The organism is Pantoea sp. R13S299 (genome assembly GCF_048515925.1).
Taxonomy (GTDB): Bacteria; Pseudomonadota; Gammaproteobacteria; order Enterobacterales; family Enterobacteriaceae; genus Pantoea.
Map to the genome: position 1 here is coordinate 219,504 of NZ_JBLYEF010000006.1, position 15,867 is coordinate 235,370.

At 54.2% G+C, this 15,867-nt stretch carries 16 protein-coding genes; all 16 read right to left on the reverse strand.

The features are described from left to right. Positions 1-17: 17 nt before the first annotated feature. Complete coding sequence (gene pstB, locus ACN1CO_RS21455; RefSeq protein WP_419140608.1) at positions 18-791, reverse strand: phosphate ABC transporter ATP-binding protein PstB; 774 nt, start codon at positions 789-791, stop codon at positions 18-20. 44 nt (positions 792-835) lie between these two features. After that, complete coding sequence (gene pstA / locus ACN1CO_RS21460) at positions 836-1,726, reverse strand: phosphate ABC transporter permease PstA (protein ID WP_419140609.1); 891 nt, start codon at positions 1,724-1,726, stop codon at positions 836-838. Continuing rightward, positions 1,723-2,685 carry a phosphate ABC transporter permease PstC gene (gene pstC / locus ACN1CO_RS21465; protein ID WP_003849546.1) on the reverse strand — a complete coding sequence of 321 codons (963 nt, stop codon included), beginning with the start codon at positions 2,683-2,685 and terminating at the stop codon, positions 1,723-1,725. The genes pstA and pstC overlap by 4 nt, the downstream gene beginning before the upstream one ends. An 86-nt stretch (positions 2,686-2,771) precedes the next feature. After that, on the reverse strand, positions 2,772-3,815 hold the full coding sequence (gene pstS, locus ACN1CO_RS21470; RefSeq protein ID WP_419140610.1) for a phosphate ABC transporter substrate-binding protein PstS: 1,044 nt from the start codon (positions 3,813-3,815) through the stop codon (positions 2,772-2,774). Between the two features lie 165 nt (positions 3,816-3,980). Next, positions 3,981-5,810 (reverse strand): glutamine--fructose-6-phosphate transaminase (isomerizing), encoded by a 1,830-nt coding sequence (glmS, locus tag ACN1CO_RS21475; protein ID WP_419140611.1) that lies wholly within the window; start codon positions 5,808-5,810, stop codon positions 3,981-3,983. Positions 5,811-5,964: 154 nt separating this feature from the next. Continuing rightward, positions 5,965-7,335 carry a bifunctional UDP-N-acetylglucosamine diphosphorylase/glucosamine-1-phosphate N-acetyltransferase GlmU gene (gene glmU, locus ACN1CO_RS21480; protein ID WP_419140612.1) on the reverse strand — a complete coding sequence of 457 codons (1,371 nt, stop codon included), beginning with the start codon at positions 7,333-7,335 and terminating at the stop codon, positions 5,965-5,967. A gap of 160 nt (positions 7,336-7,495) precedes the next feature. After that, on the reverse strand, positions 7,496-7,915 hold the full coding sequence (locus tag ACN1CO_RS21485; protein WP_008926374.1) for a F0F1 ATP synthase subunit epsilon: 420 nt from the start codon (positions 7,913-7,915) through the stop codon (positions 7,496-7,498). Between the two features lie 24 nt (positions 7,916-7,939). After that, positions 7,940-9,337 carry a F0F1 ATP synthase subunit beta gene (gene atpD, locus ACN1CO_RS21490; protein ID WP_008926373.1) on the reverse strand — a complete coding sequence of 466 codons (1,398 nt, stop codon included), beginning with the start codon at positions 9,335-9,337 and terminating at the stop codon, positions 7,940-7,942. 30 nt (positions 9,338-9,367) lie between these two features. Next, on the reverse strand, positions 9,368-10,234 hold the full coding sequence (gene atpG, locus ACN1CO_RS21495) for a F0F1 ATP synthase subunit gamma (protein WP_179898913.1): 867 nt from the start codon (positions 10,232-10,234) through the stop codon (positions 9,368-9,370). Between the two features lie 52 nt (positions 10,235-10,286). After that, complete coding sequence (atpA, locus tag ACN1CO_RS21500; RefSeq protein ID WP_003849532.1) at positions 10,287-11,828, reverse strand: F0F1 ATP synthase subunit alpha; 1,542 nt, start codon at positions 11,826-11,828, stop codon at positions 10,287-10,289. Between the two features lie 14 nt (positions 11,829-11,842). Continuing rightward, on the reverse strand, positions 11,843-12,376 hold the full coding sequence (gene atpH / locus ACN1CO_RS21505) for a F0F1 ATP synthase subunit delta (RefSeq protein WP_003849530.1): 534 nt from the start codon (positions 12,374-12,376) through the stop codon (positions 11,843-11,845). Positions 12,377-12,390: 14 nt separating this feature from the next. Next, positions 12,391-12,861: a F0F1 ATP synthase subunit B gene (gene atpF, locus ACN1CO_RS21510; RefSeq protein WP_346440334.1), complete on the reverse strand. Its 471-nt coding sequence runs from the start codon at positions 12,859-12,861 to the stop codon at positions 12,391-12,393. Between the two features lie 107 nt (positions 12,862-12,968). After that, the gene (gene atpE / locus ACN1CO_RS21515) at positions 12,969-13,208 is read right to left on the reverse strand and encodes a F0F1 ATP synthase subunit C (protein ID WP_003849523.1); all 240 of its coding nucleotides are present in this window, start codon (positions 13,206-13,208) and stop codon (positions 12,969-12,971) included. A 105-nt stretch (positions 13,209-13,313) separates the two neighbouring features. Then, a complete protein-coding gene (gene atpB / locus ACN1CO_RS21520; protein ID WP_419140613.1) occupies positions 13,314-14,132 on the reverse strand; it encodes a F0F1 ATP synthase subunit A in 819 nt (272 codons plus the stop codon). 8 nt (positions 14,133-14,140) lie between these two features. Then, positions 14,141-14,521: a F0F1 ATP synthase subunit I gene (gene atpI, locus ACN1CO_RS21525; RefSeq protein ID WP_090966640.1), complete on the reverse strand. Its 381-nt coding sequence runs from the start codon at positions 14,519-14,521 to the stop codon at positions 14,141-14,143. A gap of 690 nt (positions 14,522-15,211) precedes the next feature. Then, positions 15,212-15,829, reverse strand: coding sequence for a 16S rRNA (guanine(527)-N(7))-methyltransferase RsmG (gene rsmG / locus ACN1CO_RS21530; protein WP_090966643.1), 618 nt, complete (start codon positions 15,827-15,829; stop codon positions 15,212-15,214). Positions 15,830-15,867 lie beyond the last annotated feature (38 nt).

The window sequence follows — 15,867 nt, forward strand, 5'->3', positions numbered from 1 at the left end:
GTCGATCTCCTGTCAGATCAGCCGTAGCGGCCAGTAATGTAGTCTTCGGTTTGCTTCTGCGCGGGCTTGGTGAACAGCGTGTCGGTGTCGCTGAACTCAATCAGCTCGCCCAGGTACATGAAAGCGGTATGGTCAGAGCAGCGTGCCGCCTGCTGCATGTTGTGCGTCACAATCACCACGGTGTAATCCTGCTTCAGCTCGGTGATCAGCTCTTCAATACGGCCGGTCGAGATAGGATCCAGCGCGGAGCAGGGCTCATCCAGCAACAACACTTCCGGGCGAATGGCGATACCGCGCGCAATGCACAGACGCTGCTGCTGGCCGCCGGAGAGACTGTAACCGCTCTGATGCAGCTTGTCTTTGGTTTCATTCCACAGCGCCGCTTTGGTCAGCGCCCACTGTACGCGCTCATCCATATCGGCACGCGACAGCTTTTCAAACAGGCGTACGCCAAAGGCGATATTGTCATAGATCGACATCGGGAACGGCGTCGGCTTCTGGAACACCATGCCGACGCGGGCGCGCAGCAGCGCGATATCCTGCTGGGTCGCCAGAATGTTTTCGCCATCCAGCAGAATGTCACCTTCAGCCCGCTGCTCCGGATAAAGTGAGTACATTTTATTGAAGGTACGCAGCAGGGTCGACTTACCACAGCCCGATGGCCCGATAAACGCGGTGACCTGATTCTTAGCGATATCCAGATTGATGTTCTTCAGCGCATGAAACTTGCCGTAATAGAAGTTCAGATTACGGACCTGAATTTTATCGGCTGATGCTGTCACGATACTCATAATTCATCTCTCTTATACGGCGCCGCACAGGGCCGCGCCGGAAGTTAACCGTGTTTACCTTTGGAGAAAATCACCCGCGCCACAATGTTCAGCAGCAGCACGCAGAGGGTAATAATCAACACGCCTGCCCAGGCCAGGCTCTGCCATTCGGCGAACGGGCTCATGGCGAACTTGAAGATGGTGACTGGCAGGTTCGCCAGCGGCTGCATCATGTCGGTGCTCCAGAACTGGTTCGACAGTGCCGTAAACAGCAGCGGGGCCGTTTCACCTGCGATGCGGGCAATCGCCAGCAGCACGCCGGTGATGATTCCTGAGACGGAGGCTTTCAGGGTGATGGCCGAGATCATCTTCCACTTGGGCGTGCCGAGCGCATAAGCCGCTTCACGCATGCTGTCGGGCACCAGACGCAGCATGTTTTCGGTGGTACGAATCACAATCGGCACCTGCAGCAGCGCCAGCGCAATCACCCCGGCCCAGCCGGAGAAGTGCTGCATCTTCGCCACCACCAGTGTGTAGACGAACAGGCCGACCACAATGGAGGGGGCCGAAAGCAGAATGTCGTTAATAAAGCGGATGATTTCTGACAGGGCCGATTTGCGCCCATACTCCGCCAGGTAGATGCCCGCCATAATGCCCAGTGGTGTGCCAAAGAAAGTAGACCAGAAAATCAGTAATCCACTGCCGGCCAGGGCGTTCGCCAGACCGCCACCCGCCGTATTCGGCGGTGGCGTTGATTCGGTGAACAGGGACCAGGAAAGCCCATCCACGCCGCGCGTAACGGTGGTGAACAGGATCCACACCAGCCAGAACAGGCCAAACGCCATGGTCAGCAGCGACAGCGACAGCGCAATTTTATTTTTAGTGCTGCGCCAGGACTGCATTTTACGGCGTGATGCGTCCAGTTCGGCGCGCGCCTGAATTTCAATGGTGGTCATGAGCGCGCTCCTTCACTTTTCTGCAGTCGCATAATCATCAGCTTTGAAATTGCCAGCACGATAAAGGTAATCACAAACAGGATCAGTCCCAGCTCCATCAGCGCGGCAACATGCACGCCTGACTCCGCTTCAGCGAATTCGTTGGCCAGCGCGGAGGTAATGCTGTTACCCGGCATAAACAGCGACGGGCTGTCGAGCTGGTAGGTGTTGCCGATGATAAAGGTCACCGCCATGGTCTCACCCAGCGCACGACCCAGTCCCAGCATCACGCCGCCAATCACGCCATTTTTGGTGAAGGGCAGTACGACGCGCCAGATCACTTCCCAGGTGGTGCAGCCGATACCGTAGGCTGACTCTTTCATCATCACTGGGGTCTGCTCAAATACGTCGCGCATGACCGAGGCAATGTACGGGATGATCATGATTGCCAGAATCACACCCGCCGCGAGAATACCGATACCGAAAGCGGGGCCGGAGAAGAGTTCGCCGACAATCGGAATGCCCGACATCACGTCGTTAACCGGCGTCTGAAAATATTCGGCAAACAGCGGCGCGAAGACAAACAGCCCCCACATGCCGTAAACGATACTCGGGATAGCCGCCAGCAGCTCAATGGCGGTACCCAGCGGGCGACGCAGCCAGGCGGGTGAGAGTTCGGTCAGGAACAGCGCGATACCAAAACTCACCGGCACGGCGATAATCAGGGCGATGATAGAGGTCACAAGGGTGCCGTAGATCGGTACCAGTGCGCCAAATTGTTCGTTGGGCGCATCCCAGGTTTTGGTCCACAAAAAGGCGAAACCAAACTTCTGGATGCTGGGCCACGAGGAGATGATCAGGGAGACAATAATGCCGCCCATCAGTAACAGCACAATCAGCGCAGCCAGCCTGACCAGCGCGCCAAAAATCTTGTCACCTTGTTTACCTGGGGCTTTGAATGCCGGCTTCGTTGCAGCCATAGAAGTCTCAGTCTTCAGAAGTTATCAGGGCGGCATGAGCCGCCCGTTGGGTCTGACCGGACCGCTGTCCGGTCAGGGTCGGTCAATTACTGATAAAGCGCTTTACCAGAACTGTCTTTGATATTGGCTTTCCAGGCGGCGCGAATCTGCTCGGTCACGCTCTCTGGCAGCGCAGCATAATCCAGCGCAGTGGCGGTTTTGCTGCCTTTCTTGTAAGCCCAGTCGAAGAACTTCAGCACTTCAGCGCCTTTGGCCGCATTCGCCTGATCTTTGTAGATCAGAATGAAGGTGGTTGAGGAGATTGGCCAGGCATCCGCGCCCTTCTGGAAGGTCAGATCCTGTGCGAACGATTTGCTCCAGTCAGCGCCTTTCGCGGCATTACTGAAGCTGGTCTCGCTTGGTGCGACCGCTTTACCATCGGCATCAACCAGTTTGGTGTAGGTCAGGTTGTTCTGTTTGGCGTAGGCATATTCCACGTAGCCGATTGAACCTGGCAGACGCTGAACAAACGCGGCGACGCCGTCGTTGCCTTTACCGCCCAGACCCACTGGCCAGTTAACGGTGTTGCCTTTACCAATTTTGCTGTTCCAGTCCGGGTTCACTTTCGCCAGATAACTGGTGAAGACGAATGAGGTGCCTGAACCATCCGCGCGACGTACCACGTTGATGTTGGTCTCTGGCAGTTTTACGCCCGGGTTAAGTTTGGCGATCGCCGGGTCATTCCACTTTTTGATGGTGCCGAGGTAGATATCACCGACGGTTTTGCCATCCAGCGTCAGCTGGCCTGACTTGATGCCTGGCAGGTTAACCGCGAGTACCACGCCACCGATCACGGTAGGGAACTGGAACAGGCCATTTTTCTGCAGATCTTCATCTTTCATTGGCGCATCGGACGCACCGAAATCAACAGTTTTGGCGATGATCTGTTTCACGCCGCCAGATGAACCGATGCCCTGGTAGTTAATTTTGCTACCGGTGGCTTGCTGATACTCTGCTGCCCACTTGGCATAAACCGGCGCCGGGAACGTCCCGCCTGCGCCAGTCAGATCGGTGGCCGCAAAAGCAGATACCGCGCTTACGGCGAAGGTGGTGGCGAGGATTCGGGCTACGGTGCTACGCATCAGTGTCATGTTCCCTCCAGGGGAGAAAAGTCAGGCTCGGGGCCGTTTTAGTAAGAGTCTGTGATTGCTGCAGGAGGGAAAATAGGACAGTTTGATGACAGTGAAATGTACGAAATATGACAGTTATATGACAGAGGGCCAGAATGAAGTGGGCCCGCGACGGGGCCCACCAGGTTATTCTACGGTAACCGATTTTGCCAGGTTACGAGGCTGATCGACGTCGGTGCCTTTGATCAGGGCGACGTGATAGGAGAGTAGCTGCAATGGTACGGTGTAGAAGATAGGTGCAATCACCTCTTCGACATGCGGCAACGGAATAATCTTCATGCCGTCACTGTCGCTGAAGCCTGCATCCTGATCGGCAAACACATAGAGCAGACCGCCGCGTGCGCGCACCTCTTCGATGTTGGATTTGAGCTTCTCCAGCAGTTCGTTGTTAGGCGCCACCACGATCACCGGCATGTCAGCATCAATCAGCGCCAGCGGGCCATGTTTCAGCTCGCCTGCGGCGTAGGCTTCCGCATGAATATAGGAGATCTCCTTGAGCTTCAGCGCCCCTTCCATAGCAATCGGGTATTGATCGCCACGGCCCAGGAACAGCGCGTGATGCTTGTCAGAGAAGCCTTCTGCCAGATTCTCAATCAGCTTATCCTGCGCCAGCATCTGCTCAATACGGTTCGGCAACGCCTGCAGGGCATGAACGATCTCATGCTCCTTCTCGGCAGACATGCCTTTCAGACGGCCCAGTTTCGCCACCAGCATCAGCAGCACCGCTAACTGGGTGGTGAACGCTTTAGTAGAGGCGACGCCGATTTCGGTGCCCGCTTTGGTCATCAGTGCCAGGTCAGATTCCCGCACCAGTGACGAACCGGCCACATTACAGACCGCCAGCGAACCCAGGTAGCCCAGTTCTTTAGAGAGGCGCAGCGCCGCCAGGGTATCTGCCGTTTCACCCGACTGTGACAGAGTGATCAGCAGGCTATTTTTGCGCACCGCTGACTTGCGATAGCGGAACTCCGAGGCGATCTCCACATCACAAGGCAGGTTGGCCAGCGACTCAAACCAGTAGCGTGACACCATGCCGGAGTTGTAGGAGGTACCGCAGGCGATAATCTGGATATGCTCTACCTGGCTCAGCAACGCTTCTGCGCCCGCGCCCAGTTCGCTGAGGTCAACCTGTCCCTGGCTGAACCGGCCGCTGAGAGTGCTTTTCAGCGCCATCGGCTGCTCGTAGATCTCTTTCTGCATGTAATGACGGTAAATGCCTTTATCACCGGCATCATATTGCAGGTTCGATTCGATTTCGGCACGCGTCACGGTGTTGCCTTCACGGTCAATAATCGTGACATCACGACGACTGATCTCGGCGATATCACCCTCTTCCAGATAGATGAACCGACGGGTCACCGGCAGCAGGGCTAGCTGATCCGAGGCGATAAAGTTTTCACCCATCCCACGGCCAATCACCAGCGGGCTGCCGGAACGGGCCGCCACCAGCAGTGACGGATCGCGGCTGTCCATGATCACCATGCCATAGGCACCGCGCAGCTGTGGGATCACACGCAGCACGACTTCACGCAGCGAACCGCCCTGCTTCTGCTCCCAGTGAACCAGATGCGCGACCACTTCGGTGTCGGTCTCAGAGGCAAAGACGTAGCCGCGTTCAATCAGCTCTGCGCGCAACGGCTCATGGTTTTCAATGATGCCGTTGTGCACGATGATGATGTGCTCAGAGATGTGCGGATGCGCATTCGCTTCCGACGGCTCACCATGGGTTGCCCAGCGCGTGTGCGCGATGCCGGTGCCACCGATCAGCGGCTGCTGTTCAGCGGCTTCCGCCAGTTTCTGCACTTTTCCTAACCGCCGCAGGCGCGTGACGTGCCCCTGACGATCGACCACGGCCAGACCGGCCGAATCATATCCGCGATATTCAAGACGACGCAGACCTTCCAGCAGAATCTCTGCGATATCGCGTTGCGCTACTGCACCAACAATTCCACACATAATGATGTTTTCCTGACTACATGGCTTTTCGCCACTTCTGTTGTCATGCGACCTGATATCCGGCTTTGCCGGTTCCCCGAGCCTTGTAGAGAGTGGGGATTATAGTTTTGGCACTGCACTGCATCGGCCCGCATAAAGCGGGCCGTTAAAAAATTTATTTTTTCTTCACCGAACGCTGCCAGTCCGCTTTGTGATTCTGCTCTTTACGGTTATAGACCAGACCGGCCTCAGTCACATCCTTCATGATGGTGGTGCCCGCCGCAATGGTGGTGCCTGACGCAACGCTCACCGGGGCCACCAGCTGCGTATCTGAGCCGACAAACACGTCATCGCCAATCACGGTTTTGAATTTGTTCGCGCCGTCGTAGTTGCAGGTGATCGTGCCTGCACCAATGTTCACGTTGTCGCCAATCTCCGCATCACCCAGATAGGAGAGGTGACCCGCTTTCGATCCCTTACCCAGACGCGCTTTCTTCATTTCGACGAAATTGCCCACGTGGGCGGCGTGTGCCAGCTCGCTGCCAGGACGCAGACGGGCAAATGGCCCGACGGTGCAGGCGGTGGCGAGATTAGCATCCTCGATCACCGTATACGGGCTGATTTCACAATCATCGCCAATCACACTGTTTTTGATGATGCAGCCCGCGCCGATTTTGACACGCGAACCCAGCGTGACCTGGCCTTCAATAATGACATTAGTGTCGATTTCGACATCCCGTCCATGCGTCAGCGTCCCGCGCAGGTCAAAACGCGCCGGATCGCGCAGCATCACGCCGGCCAGCAGCAGTTTTTCCGCCTGTTCAGACTGGTAAGTGCGCTCCAATGTCGCCAGCTGCAGCCGGTTATTCACGCCATCGGTTTCACTGATGCGAGCCGGATGGACCGCGTTGATCACCTGTCCTTCCTGATGCGCCAGCGCGATAATATCGGTGATGTAATACTCACCCTGCGCATTGTTGTTGGTGAGCTGCGCCAGCCAGCGTTTTAAATCGCCGCCGTTGGCGATCAGGATGCCGGTATTGATCTCTTTAATGGTGAGCTGCGCCGGGCTGGCATCTTTCTGTTCGATAATGCCGGTGATGGTGTCATTCTCACGCACAATACGGCCATAGCCGGTAGGGTCATCCAGTACCACGGTGAGTAAGCCAATGCCGCCCTGCGGTTTTGCTTCACGCAGGCGCTGTAATGTCGCCTGAGTGATCAGCGGCACGTCGCCATAGAGCATCATGATATCTTCATCATCGGCGAAGGCAGGCGCGGCCTGCTGCATCGCATGGCCAGTGCCGAGCTGTTCAGCCTGCAGCACCCAGTTAAGCGTGCTATCAGTGAGGGTCGCTTTCAGGCGATCGCCGCCGTGTCCGTAAACCAGATGCACCTGTTGTGCGCCCAGCCCTTTGGCGGCATCGATCACGTGCTGAACCATCGGTTTGCCTGCCAGCGTATGCAGAACTTTAGGCAGATCGGAATACATACGGGTGCCCTTGCCAGCAGCAAGGATCACCACACTCATCGCACTGTTAGACATAACTATCCTGAGTGAATTTTTACGGGTGAAAGTAAAACGGTTTGAGGTTGAGATTACTACATTTTTCTCAGGCCGAAATTAGGCGGACAGGCAGATCGGGCGTGGCAGACAAAAAAAATGCCAGCCCGAGGGCTGGCATTTCGTGACGCATAAAGCTGGATTACATCGCTTTTTTGGTCAGTTCGATCACGCGCAGTTTAGCAATGGCTTTCGCCAGCTCGGCAGAGGCCTGAGCATAGTCCACGTCGCCGTGGCTGCTGTTCATGTGCTCTTCTGCTTTGCGTTTTGCTTCCAGAGCACGCGCTTCGTCCAGATCGGTACCGCGAATCGCGGTATCGGCCAGAACGGTGCTGCTGCCTGGTTGCACTTCCAGCACGCCGCCAGAGAGGTAGATATACTCCTCTTCGCCGTGCTGTTTCACGATACGGATCATTCCAGGCTTAATGGCAGTCAGCAGCGGCGCATGGCCAGGGAAAATCCCCAGCTCACCTTCGCTGCCTGACACCTGAATTTTCTGTACCAGACCAGAGAACAACTGCTCCTCTGCGCTGACCACATCCAGGTGATAAGTCATAGCCATAATCTTCCTCCCGGGAAACCGTTATTACAGTTTCTTCGCTTTTTCCACGGCTTCTTCGATGGCGCCAACCATGTAGAAGGCCTGCTCTGGCAGGTGGTCAAACTCACCTTCCATGATGCCTTTAAAGCCACGGATAGTGTCTTTCAGCGTAACGTATTTGCCCGGTGAACCGGTGAATACTTCCGCAACGAAGAACGGCTGAGACAGGAAGCGCTGAATCTTACGCGCACGTGCCACCAGCAGTTTGTCTTCTTCAGACAGCTCATCCATACCGAGGATGGCGATGATGTCTTTCAGTTCCTGATAACGCTGCAGCAGTGACTGAACGCCACGCGCAACATCATAGTGTTCCTGACCGACAACCAGCGGATCCAGCTGACGGCTGGTAGAGTCCAGCGGGTCAACGGCCGGGTAGATACCCAGAGAGGCGATCTGACGGCTCAGCGTTACCGTTGAGTCTAAGTGCGCAAAGGTGGTTGCTGGTGATGGGTCAGTCAGGTCATCCGCAGGGACGTAAACGGCCTGTACGGAGGTGATTGAACCAGTCTTAGTGGAGGTAATACGCTCCTGCAACACACCCATCTCTTCTGCCAGCGTTGGCTGGTAACCTACCGCAGATGGCATACGACCCAGCAGTGCAGAAACTTCTGTACCGGCCAGGGTATAACGGTAGATGTTATCGATGAACAGCAGAACGTCGCGGCCTTCATCACGGAATTTTTCCGCCATGGTCAGACCGGTCAGTGCGACGCGCAGACGGTTACCCGGCGGCTCGTTCATCTGGCCATAGACCAGAGCAACTTTATCGATAACGTTTGAGTCAGTCATTTCGTGGTAGAAGTCGTTACCCTCACGAGTACGCTCACCCACACCAGCAAACACAGAGTAACCTGAGTGTTCAGCTGCGATGTTACGGATCAGTTCCATCATGTTGACGGTTTTACCTACACCCGCACCACCGAACAGACCGACTTTACCGCCTTTGGCAAACGGACACATCAGGTCGATAACCTTGATGCCGGTTTCCAGCAGTTCCTGCGAGTTAGACTGATCTTCATAAGAAGGCGCTGCGCGGTGAATAGAGGCGATCTCTACTGCGCTGCCATCTTCTTCTTTCAGCTCGCCTTTCATGTCGATAGGCTCGCCGAGAACGTTCATGATACGGCCCAGGGTCGCTTTACCGACTGGAACCTGAATCGGTTTCTGCAGGTCGTTGACGTTCAGACCACGCTTCAGGCCGTCAGACGTACCCATTGCGATGGTACGTACTACGCCGCCGCCCAGCTGCTGCTGTACTTCCAGCACCAGACGCGCGTCACCATTCATAACCTCGAGGGCGCTGTACACTTGCGGTACCGCGTCCTGAGGGAATTCGACGTCAACAACGGCGCCGATAATCTGGACAATCTTTCCAGTTGCCATCTTGAATCCTCTACCTAATTCCAAACCTGGTTAAACCGCGGAGGCCCCCGAGACGATCTCGGTAAGTTCCTGGGTGATGCTGGCCTGACGAGCTTTGTTGTACACCAACTGCAGCTCTTTGATCAGATTTCCGCCGTTATCGGTTGCGGCTTTCATCGCTACCATACGTGCGGCCTGCTCACTGGCCAGATTTTCCACCACACCCTGATAAACCTGCGATTCGACATAACGGCGCAGCAGGGTATCCAGCAGCGCTTTCGGATCGGGTTCGTACAGGTAATCCCAGGTCTTCGCCTTCATCTCTTCTTCACCTTCCGCTGGCGCTAACGGCAGCAGTTGGGTGATGGTCGGAGTCTGAGACATGGTGTTATTGAACTTGTTACTGACGATCATCAGTTTGTCGATGCGGCCTTCATCATAAGCCTGCAACATCACTTTTACCGGGCCAATCAGATCAGACAGGGCAGGTTTATCGCCCATGCCGCTGACTTGCGCCACGATGTTGCCACCCACAGCACTGAAGAATGACGCCCCTTTTGACCCGATAATCGACAGATCGCTCTGCACGCCTTTATCGGACCAGGACTTCATATCCGCCAGTAATTTTTTGAACAGGTTAATGTTCAAACCACCACAAAGCCCGCGGTCTGTTGAAACGACCAGGTAGCCGACGCGCTTCACGTCGCGCTCTTCCAGGTAAGGGTGCTTGTATTCCAGATTACCCAACGCAAGGTGACCAATCACTTTGCGCATGGTGTCTGCATACGGACGGCTGGCCGCCATGCGTTCCTGCGTTTTACGCATCTTGGAGGCGGCGACCATTTCCATCGCTTTGGTGATCTTCTGCGTGTTTTTCACGCTTCCAATCTTGCTTCGTATCTCTTTTGCGCCGGCCATTAGCTTCTCCTCAAAGCCTTGCGGCCTGCCTTTTCAGACAAGCCGCCAGACATTACCAGGACTGGGTTGCTTTAAACGTATCGATCAGGCCTTTCAGCTTCGCTTCGATATCGTTATTAAAGTTACCCGACTGGTTGATTTCAGCCATCAGCTCAGCGTGGTCGCGATCGGCGAAGGCCAGCAGTGCAGCTTCGAAGCTGCCAATTTTTGCCAGTTCAACGTCGTTCAGGTAGCCACGCTCTGCAGCGAACAGAACCAGACCCTGCTGCGCGACTGACATCGGCGCATACTGTTTCTGCTTCAGCAGCTCGGTCACTTTCTGACCGTGGCTCAGCTGTTTGCGGGTTGCATCATCCAGATCAGACGCGAACTGCGAGAACGCCGCCAGTTCACGATACTGTGCCAGCGCGGTACGGATACCACCGGACAGTTTCTTGATGATCTTGGTCTGAGCAGCACCACCTACGCGGGATACCGAAATACCTGGGTTAACTGCCGGACGAATACCGGAGTTGAACAGGTTCGATTCCAGGAAGATCTGACCATCAGTAATCGAGATTACGTTGGTCGGAACGAACGCAGAAACGTCGCCCGCCTGGGTTTCGATGATCGGGAGCGCGGTCAGTGAACCGGTTTTACCTGTCACTGCGCCATTGGTGAAACGCTCAACATAATCAGCGCTTACGCGTGATGCACGTTCCAGCAGACGAGAGTGGAGATAGAACACGTCGCCAGGGAAAGCTTCACGGCCTGGTGGACGGCGCAGCAGCAGAGAGATTTGACGGTAAGCGATAGCCTGCTTGGAGAGGTCATCGTATACGATCAGCGCATCTTCACCGCGGTCACGGAAGTATTCGCCCATCGCACAACCCGCGTACGGAGAGAGATACTGCAGTGCAGCTGATTCAGAAGCAGACGCCACAACAACGATGGTGTTCTGCAGTGCGCCATGCTCTTCCAGCTTACGAACCACGTTAGAGATGGTTGAGGCTTTCTGGCCAATCGCAACGTAGACACACTTGATGCCTGAGTCGCGCTGGTTGATGATCGCATCGATCGCCATTGCGGTTTTACCGGTCTGACGGTCACCGATGATCAGCTCACGCTGGCCACGGCCGATTGGAATCATCGCATCGACCGACTTATAACCGGTCTGAACCGGCTGGTCGACTGACTGACGATCGATAACGCCAGGTGCAATCACTTCGACTGGTGAGAAACCGTCGTTGTCGATTGCGCCTTTACCGTCGATAGGCGCACCCAGGGTGTTCACGACGCGGCCCAGCAGGCCACGGCCTACCGGTACTTCAAGAATACGGCCAGTACACTTAACCTTCATGCCTTCGGCAAGGTCAGCGTAAGGACCCATCACCACTGCACCAACCGAGTCTCGCTCGAGGTTCAGGGCGATAGCGTAACGGTTACCCGGCAGGGCAATCATCTCACCCTGCATGACATCGGCCAGGCCGTGTACGCGGATGATACCGTCACTTACAGAAACAATCGTACCTTCGTTGTGAGCTTCACTCACGACATTGAACTGAGCAATGCGCTGCTTGATCAGTTCGCTGATTTCGGTGGAATTCAGTTGCATATGCTCCAGTCCCCTTAAGACTGCAAGACGTCAGCCAGACGGTCAAGTCGGCCGCGTACGCTGCCGTCAATAACCAGATCACCCGAACGGATGATCACGCCTGCCATCACAGACTTATCAATTTTGCAATTCAGCTTAACTTTGCGTGACAGACGTTTTTCCATCGCGGCGCTGATTTTATTCAGCTGGTCGTCACTCAGCGTACTGGCGGAGATAACATCAACCTCAGCGGTGGCTTCATGAGCGTCACGCAGTTCGATGTATTGAGCCAGTACAGCCGGAAGCGCTGTCAAACGTCCGTTTTCCGCCATCACCTTAATCAGGTTCTGCGCGGGTTCATCCAGTTGATCACCACAGACTGCGTTAAACGACGCTGCCAGCGCTTCGGGTGCTAATGCACCTGAGAGAAGATCAGCCATCTGTTCATTGCGAGCCACTTCTGCGGCAAACGCCAGCATCTGTTGCCAGCGTTCTATACTTTGATGCTCAACAGCAAAGTCAAAAGCTGCTTTGGCGTAGGGGCGAGCTACAGTAATCAGATCAGACATCAGCCCCTCCCTCCTTACAGTTCAGCGACCAGTTTATCAACGATGTCGCTGTTAGCAGCTTCATCCACGGAGCGTTCGATGATCTTCTCGGCGCCAGCAATAGCCAGCAACGCGACCTGCTTACGCAGTTCTTCACGCGCACGTTTGCGTTCGGCATCAATTTCAGCCTGCGCTTGCGTTACGATGCGATTACGTTCGTTTTCAGCTTCGGTTTTGGCTTCGTCCAGAATCTGCGCGCGACGCTTGTTCGCTTGCTCGATAATGACCTGAGCGTCTTCTTTGGCTTTCTTCAGCTGGTCGGTCGCATTAGCCTGCGCGAGATCCAAATCTTTCTTCGCACGTTCAGCAGAAGCAAGGCCTTCAGCAATTTCTTTCTGGCGCTTTTCGATAGCAGCCATAAGCGGCGGCCATACGTACTTCATGCAGAACGCGACAAACAGGATGAACGCGATAGCCTGGCCGAGGATTGTTGCATTAATGTTCACAGCACAATGCCTCTAGATTGAGTATTTAACTTTTCTGCCGTTATCGTTGTGATAAGCGGCAGAATCCGTTCACCCTTGCACATTGTGCGCTGAGTGAACATAGGGCTTTAGGCGACAGCAAACATCACGTACAGACCCAGACCAACAGCGATCATCGGGATTGCATCCACCAGACCCATTACAACAAAGAACTGCGTGCGCAGCAGAGGAATCAGGTCAGGCTGACGAGCAGCGCCTTCCAGGAATTTTCCTCCGAGGATGCCGATACCGATCGCAGCACCGATTGCCGCCAGGCCCATCATCACAGCGGCAGCCATGTACAGCAGATCCATATTCAGGTTTTCCATGACAGTCTCCAGTTTGTTTCAGTTAAATGCTCCCTTCATCTCCCGGGTTTCAGCGGTGTGCGCTGTAACCCGGAATCAAGAGGGAAAGTAGTGTTGAGAAAAAAATCAATGCTCTTCAGATGCCATCGACAGATAGACGATCGTGAGGACCATGAAAATGAAAGCCTGTAGCGAAATGATCAGGATGTGGAAAATGGCCCACGGCACATTCAGCACCCACTGCGACCACCACGGCAACAGACCGGCAATAAGGATAAAGATCAGTTCACCCGCATACATGTTACCGAACAGTCGTAAACCCAGTGATACAGGCTTAGACAGCAGGCTCACACCTTCCAGAATCAGGTTGATCGGGATGAAGATCGGGTGGTTAAAAGGCTGCAGCGTCAGCTCTTTCGTGAAGCCGCCAATGCCTTTCATTTTGATGCTGTAGAACAGAATCAAAATAAATACGCCCAACGCCATAGATAGCGTGATGTTCACGTCTGCAGATGGTACGACGCGAAGCGCCGGCAAACCAAACACATGCTCGCCAATATATGGCAGCAAGTCGATTGGCAGCAGATCCATGAAGTTCATCAGGAAGACCCAGACAAAGATTGTCAGAGCCAGCGGGGCGATAAGTTTGCTCTTACCGTGATACATGTCGCGAACGTTACTATCGACGAAACTGACAACCAGTTCGATAGCCGCCTGCATTTTCCCTGGCACACCGCTGGTGGCAGACTTCGCCACGCTACGGAACAACACCAGGAAAATGATTCCCAGCACCATAGAGAAAAACATGGAATCGATATTTAATACCCAGAACGTCGCGGGAGCGTCGTGCGGATTCACTATCTCGAAGGTACGCAGGTCCAACTGAAGATGAGTCAGGTGGTGACCGATGTACTCTTGCGGAGTAGAGATTTCTCCTGCAGCCATGATGCCTCTTACCCTTTGTTGTTAATTACCGCCGGTGCCAGCATTTGAACCACCAGCACCGATAACCAGGTTATTCCGACCGGCCAGAAGACCGCCCTGAACAGACCCAACGCCACAATGAGCAAAATGATGGTCGCAAACACTTTGGCAATTTCACCTAAAGCGAAGCTCCACGCGACTCGCCCCGAAGCGGGGGGTTGCCCCTGCAGGCGCCAGGCTAAAAACAAAAACAATACGTTTGGCAGCCAGGCTGCCGCTCCGCCAGCAAGAGCAGAGACACCCCAGGTGACATCTTTAACAGCAAAGAGTGCGCCGATGATGACTATTGTCACCAGCTGAATCATCAGCACCGTTCTGGCGAATTTTACACTGTAAAGAGACACTGACATGACGCTGATACTCTCCTGCCCCGTTAGGGGTATGTCGCGTGTCGTATAAGACTGCCTTTGCGCAGTTGAGTCAAGCAGCAAAAGCCGTGCAAATTATACGGGCCGCACCTGCGATTTCAATCGGTAAGTAGCGAAAAGGTGAACAATTATTTAAATTTCTTTCCGGATGGCTATTTTTCCAAAGATTACCCAGCAGAGATTCACGCTAATCTGACTGAAAATTCACTCGCATCTTGCTTTTAAAGCGTGCTTTAGATCACATAATAAGCACTCACACTACACTGAGTTTTATCTCTGACCTATTTAAGAACATTCTGTAAAAAAGATTAAATTATTAAAATCAGCATGTTGAAATTATAAAAGTGCGCATGCAAGTCTATTTTGATGGAAAACACGCTATTGACATCGAACAGTGCCTGAGAATCATGAAATTGATATTACGCACGCAAAGTTATTACCACGATATATTTTCCGGCGTGACTACTTTTATTCCGCGACCCGCCTATACAAGTGATATTTCTGATAAATAAATGTGAATTAATCGTTAAATGTAACAGAGCTTTTCGGATAATTTCCGTCTCCATTTTTAACCTCTGGTCAGCCGGGGCTTAATCAAAATCTTTTATTGATAGCGCATCATCTGCACTTTTTTCATTAAAGCCCCGATCAAAACCCCTGGTAACTGAAGGCCTACTGGTGACGAATGATGACCAGATGACGGTCACCTTCCAGCTGCGGCACCTGCAGTTTTATCACTGCGTCGGAGACATAACCGGCCGGTAATTCAGCGATTTCATCGTCCGGACGGACACCTTTAAGCGCGAAGAAGCGCCCTTCCCTTCCCGGCAGATGATGACACCAGTTCACCATGTCGGTCAGCGAGGCAAATGCACGACTGATTACGCCATCAAATGGCGGCTCAGCCGGGAACGCCTCAACCCGGCTCTGTACCGGAGTAATGTTAGTGAGTCCTAACTCATGCTGAACCTGACGCAGGAAGCGCACCCGCTTGCCCAGGCTGTCGAGCAACGTAAAGTGCGCATCGGGCATCACGATAGCCAGCGGAATGCCAGGCAACCCAGGCCCGGTTCCGACATCAATAAAACGTGAGCCTTTCAGATGCGGCGCCACCACGATGCTGTCGAGGATATGGCGAACCAGCATCTGCTGCGGATCGCGCACGGATGTCAGATTGTAGGCTTTGTTCCACTTATCCAGCAGGCCGACATAGGCAACCAGCTGCTGTTTTTGTTGATCGGAGAGGGAAATACCGGCTGCTTTTAGCAGCGACGTGAGTGTGTTGATCACAGCATAAGTCCATTCAGCGGGGGCGAGTGACCTCGCCC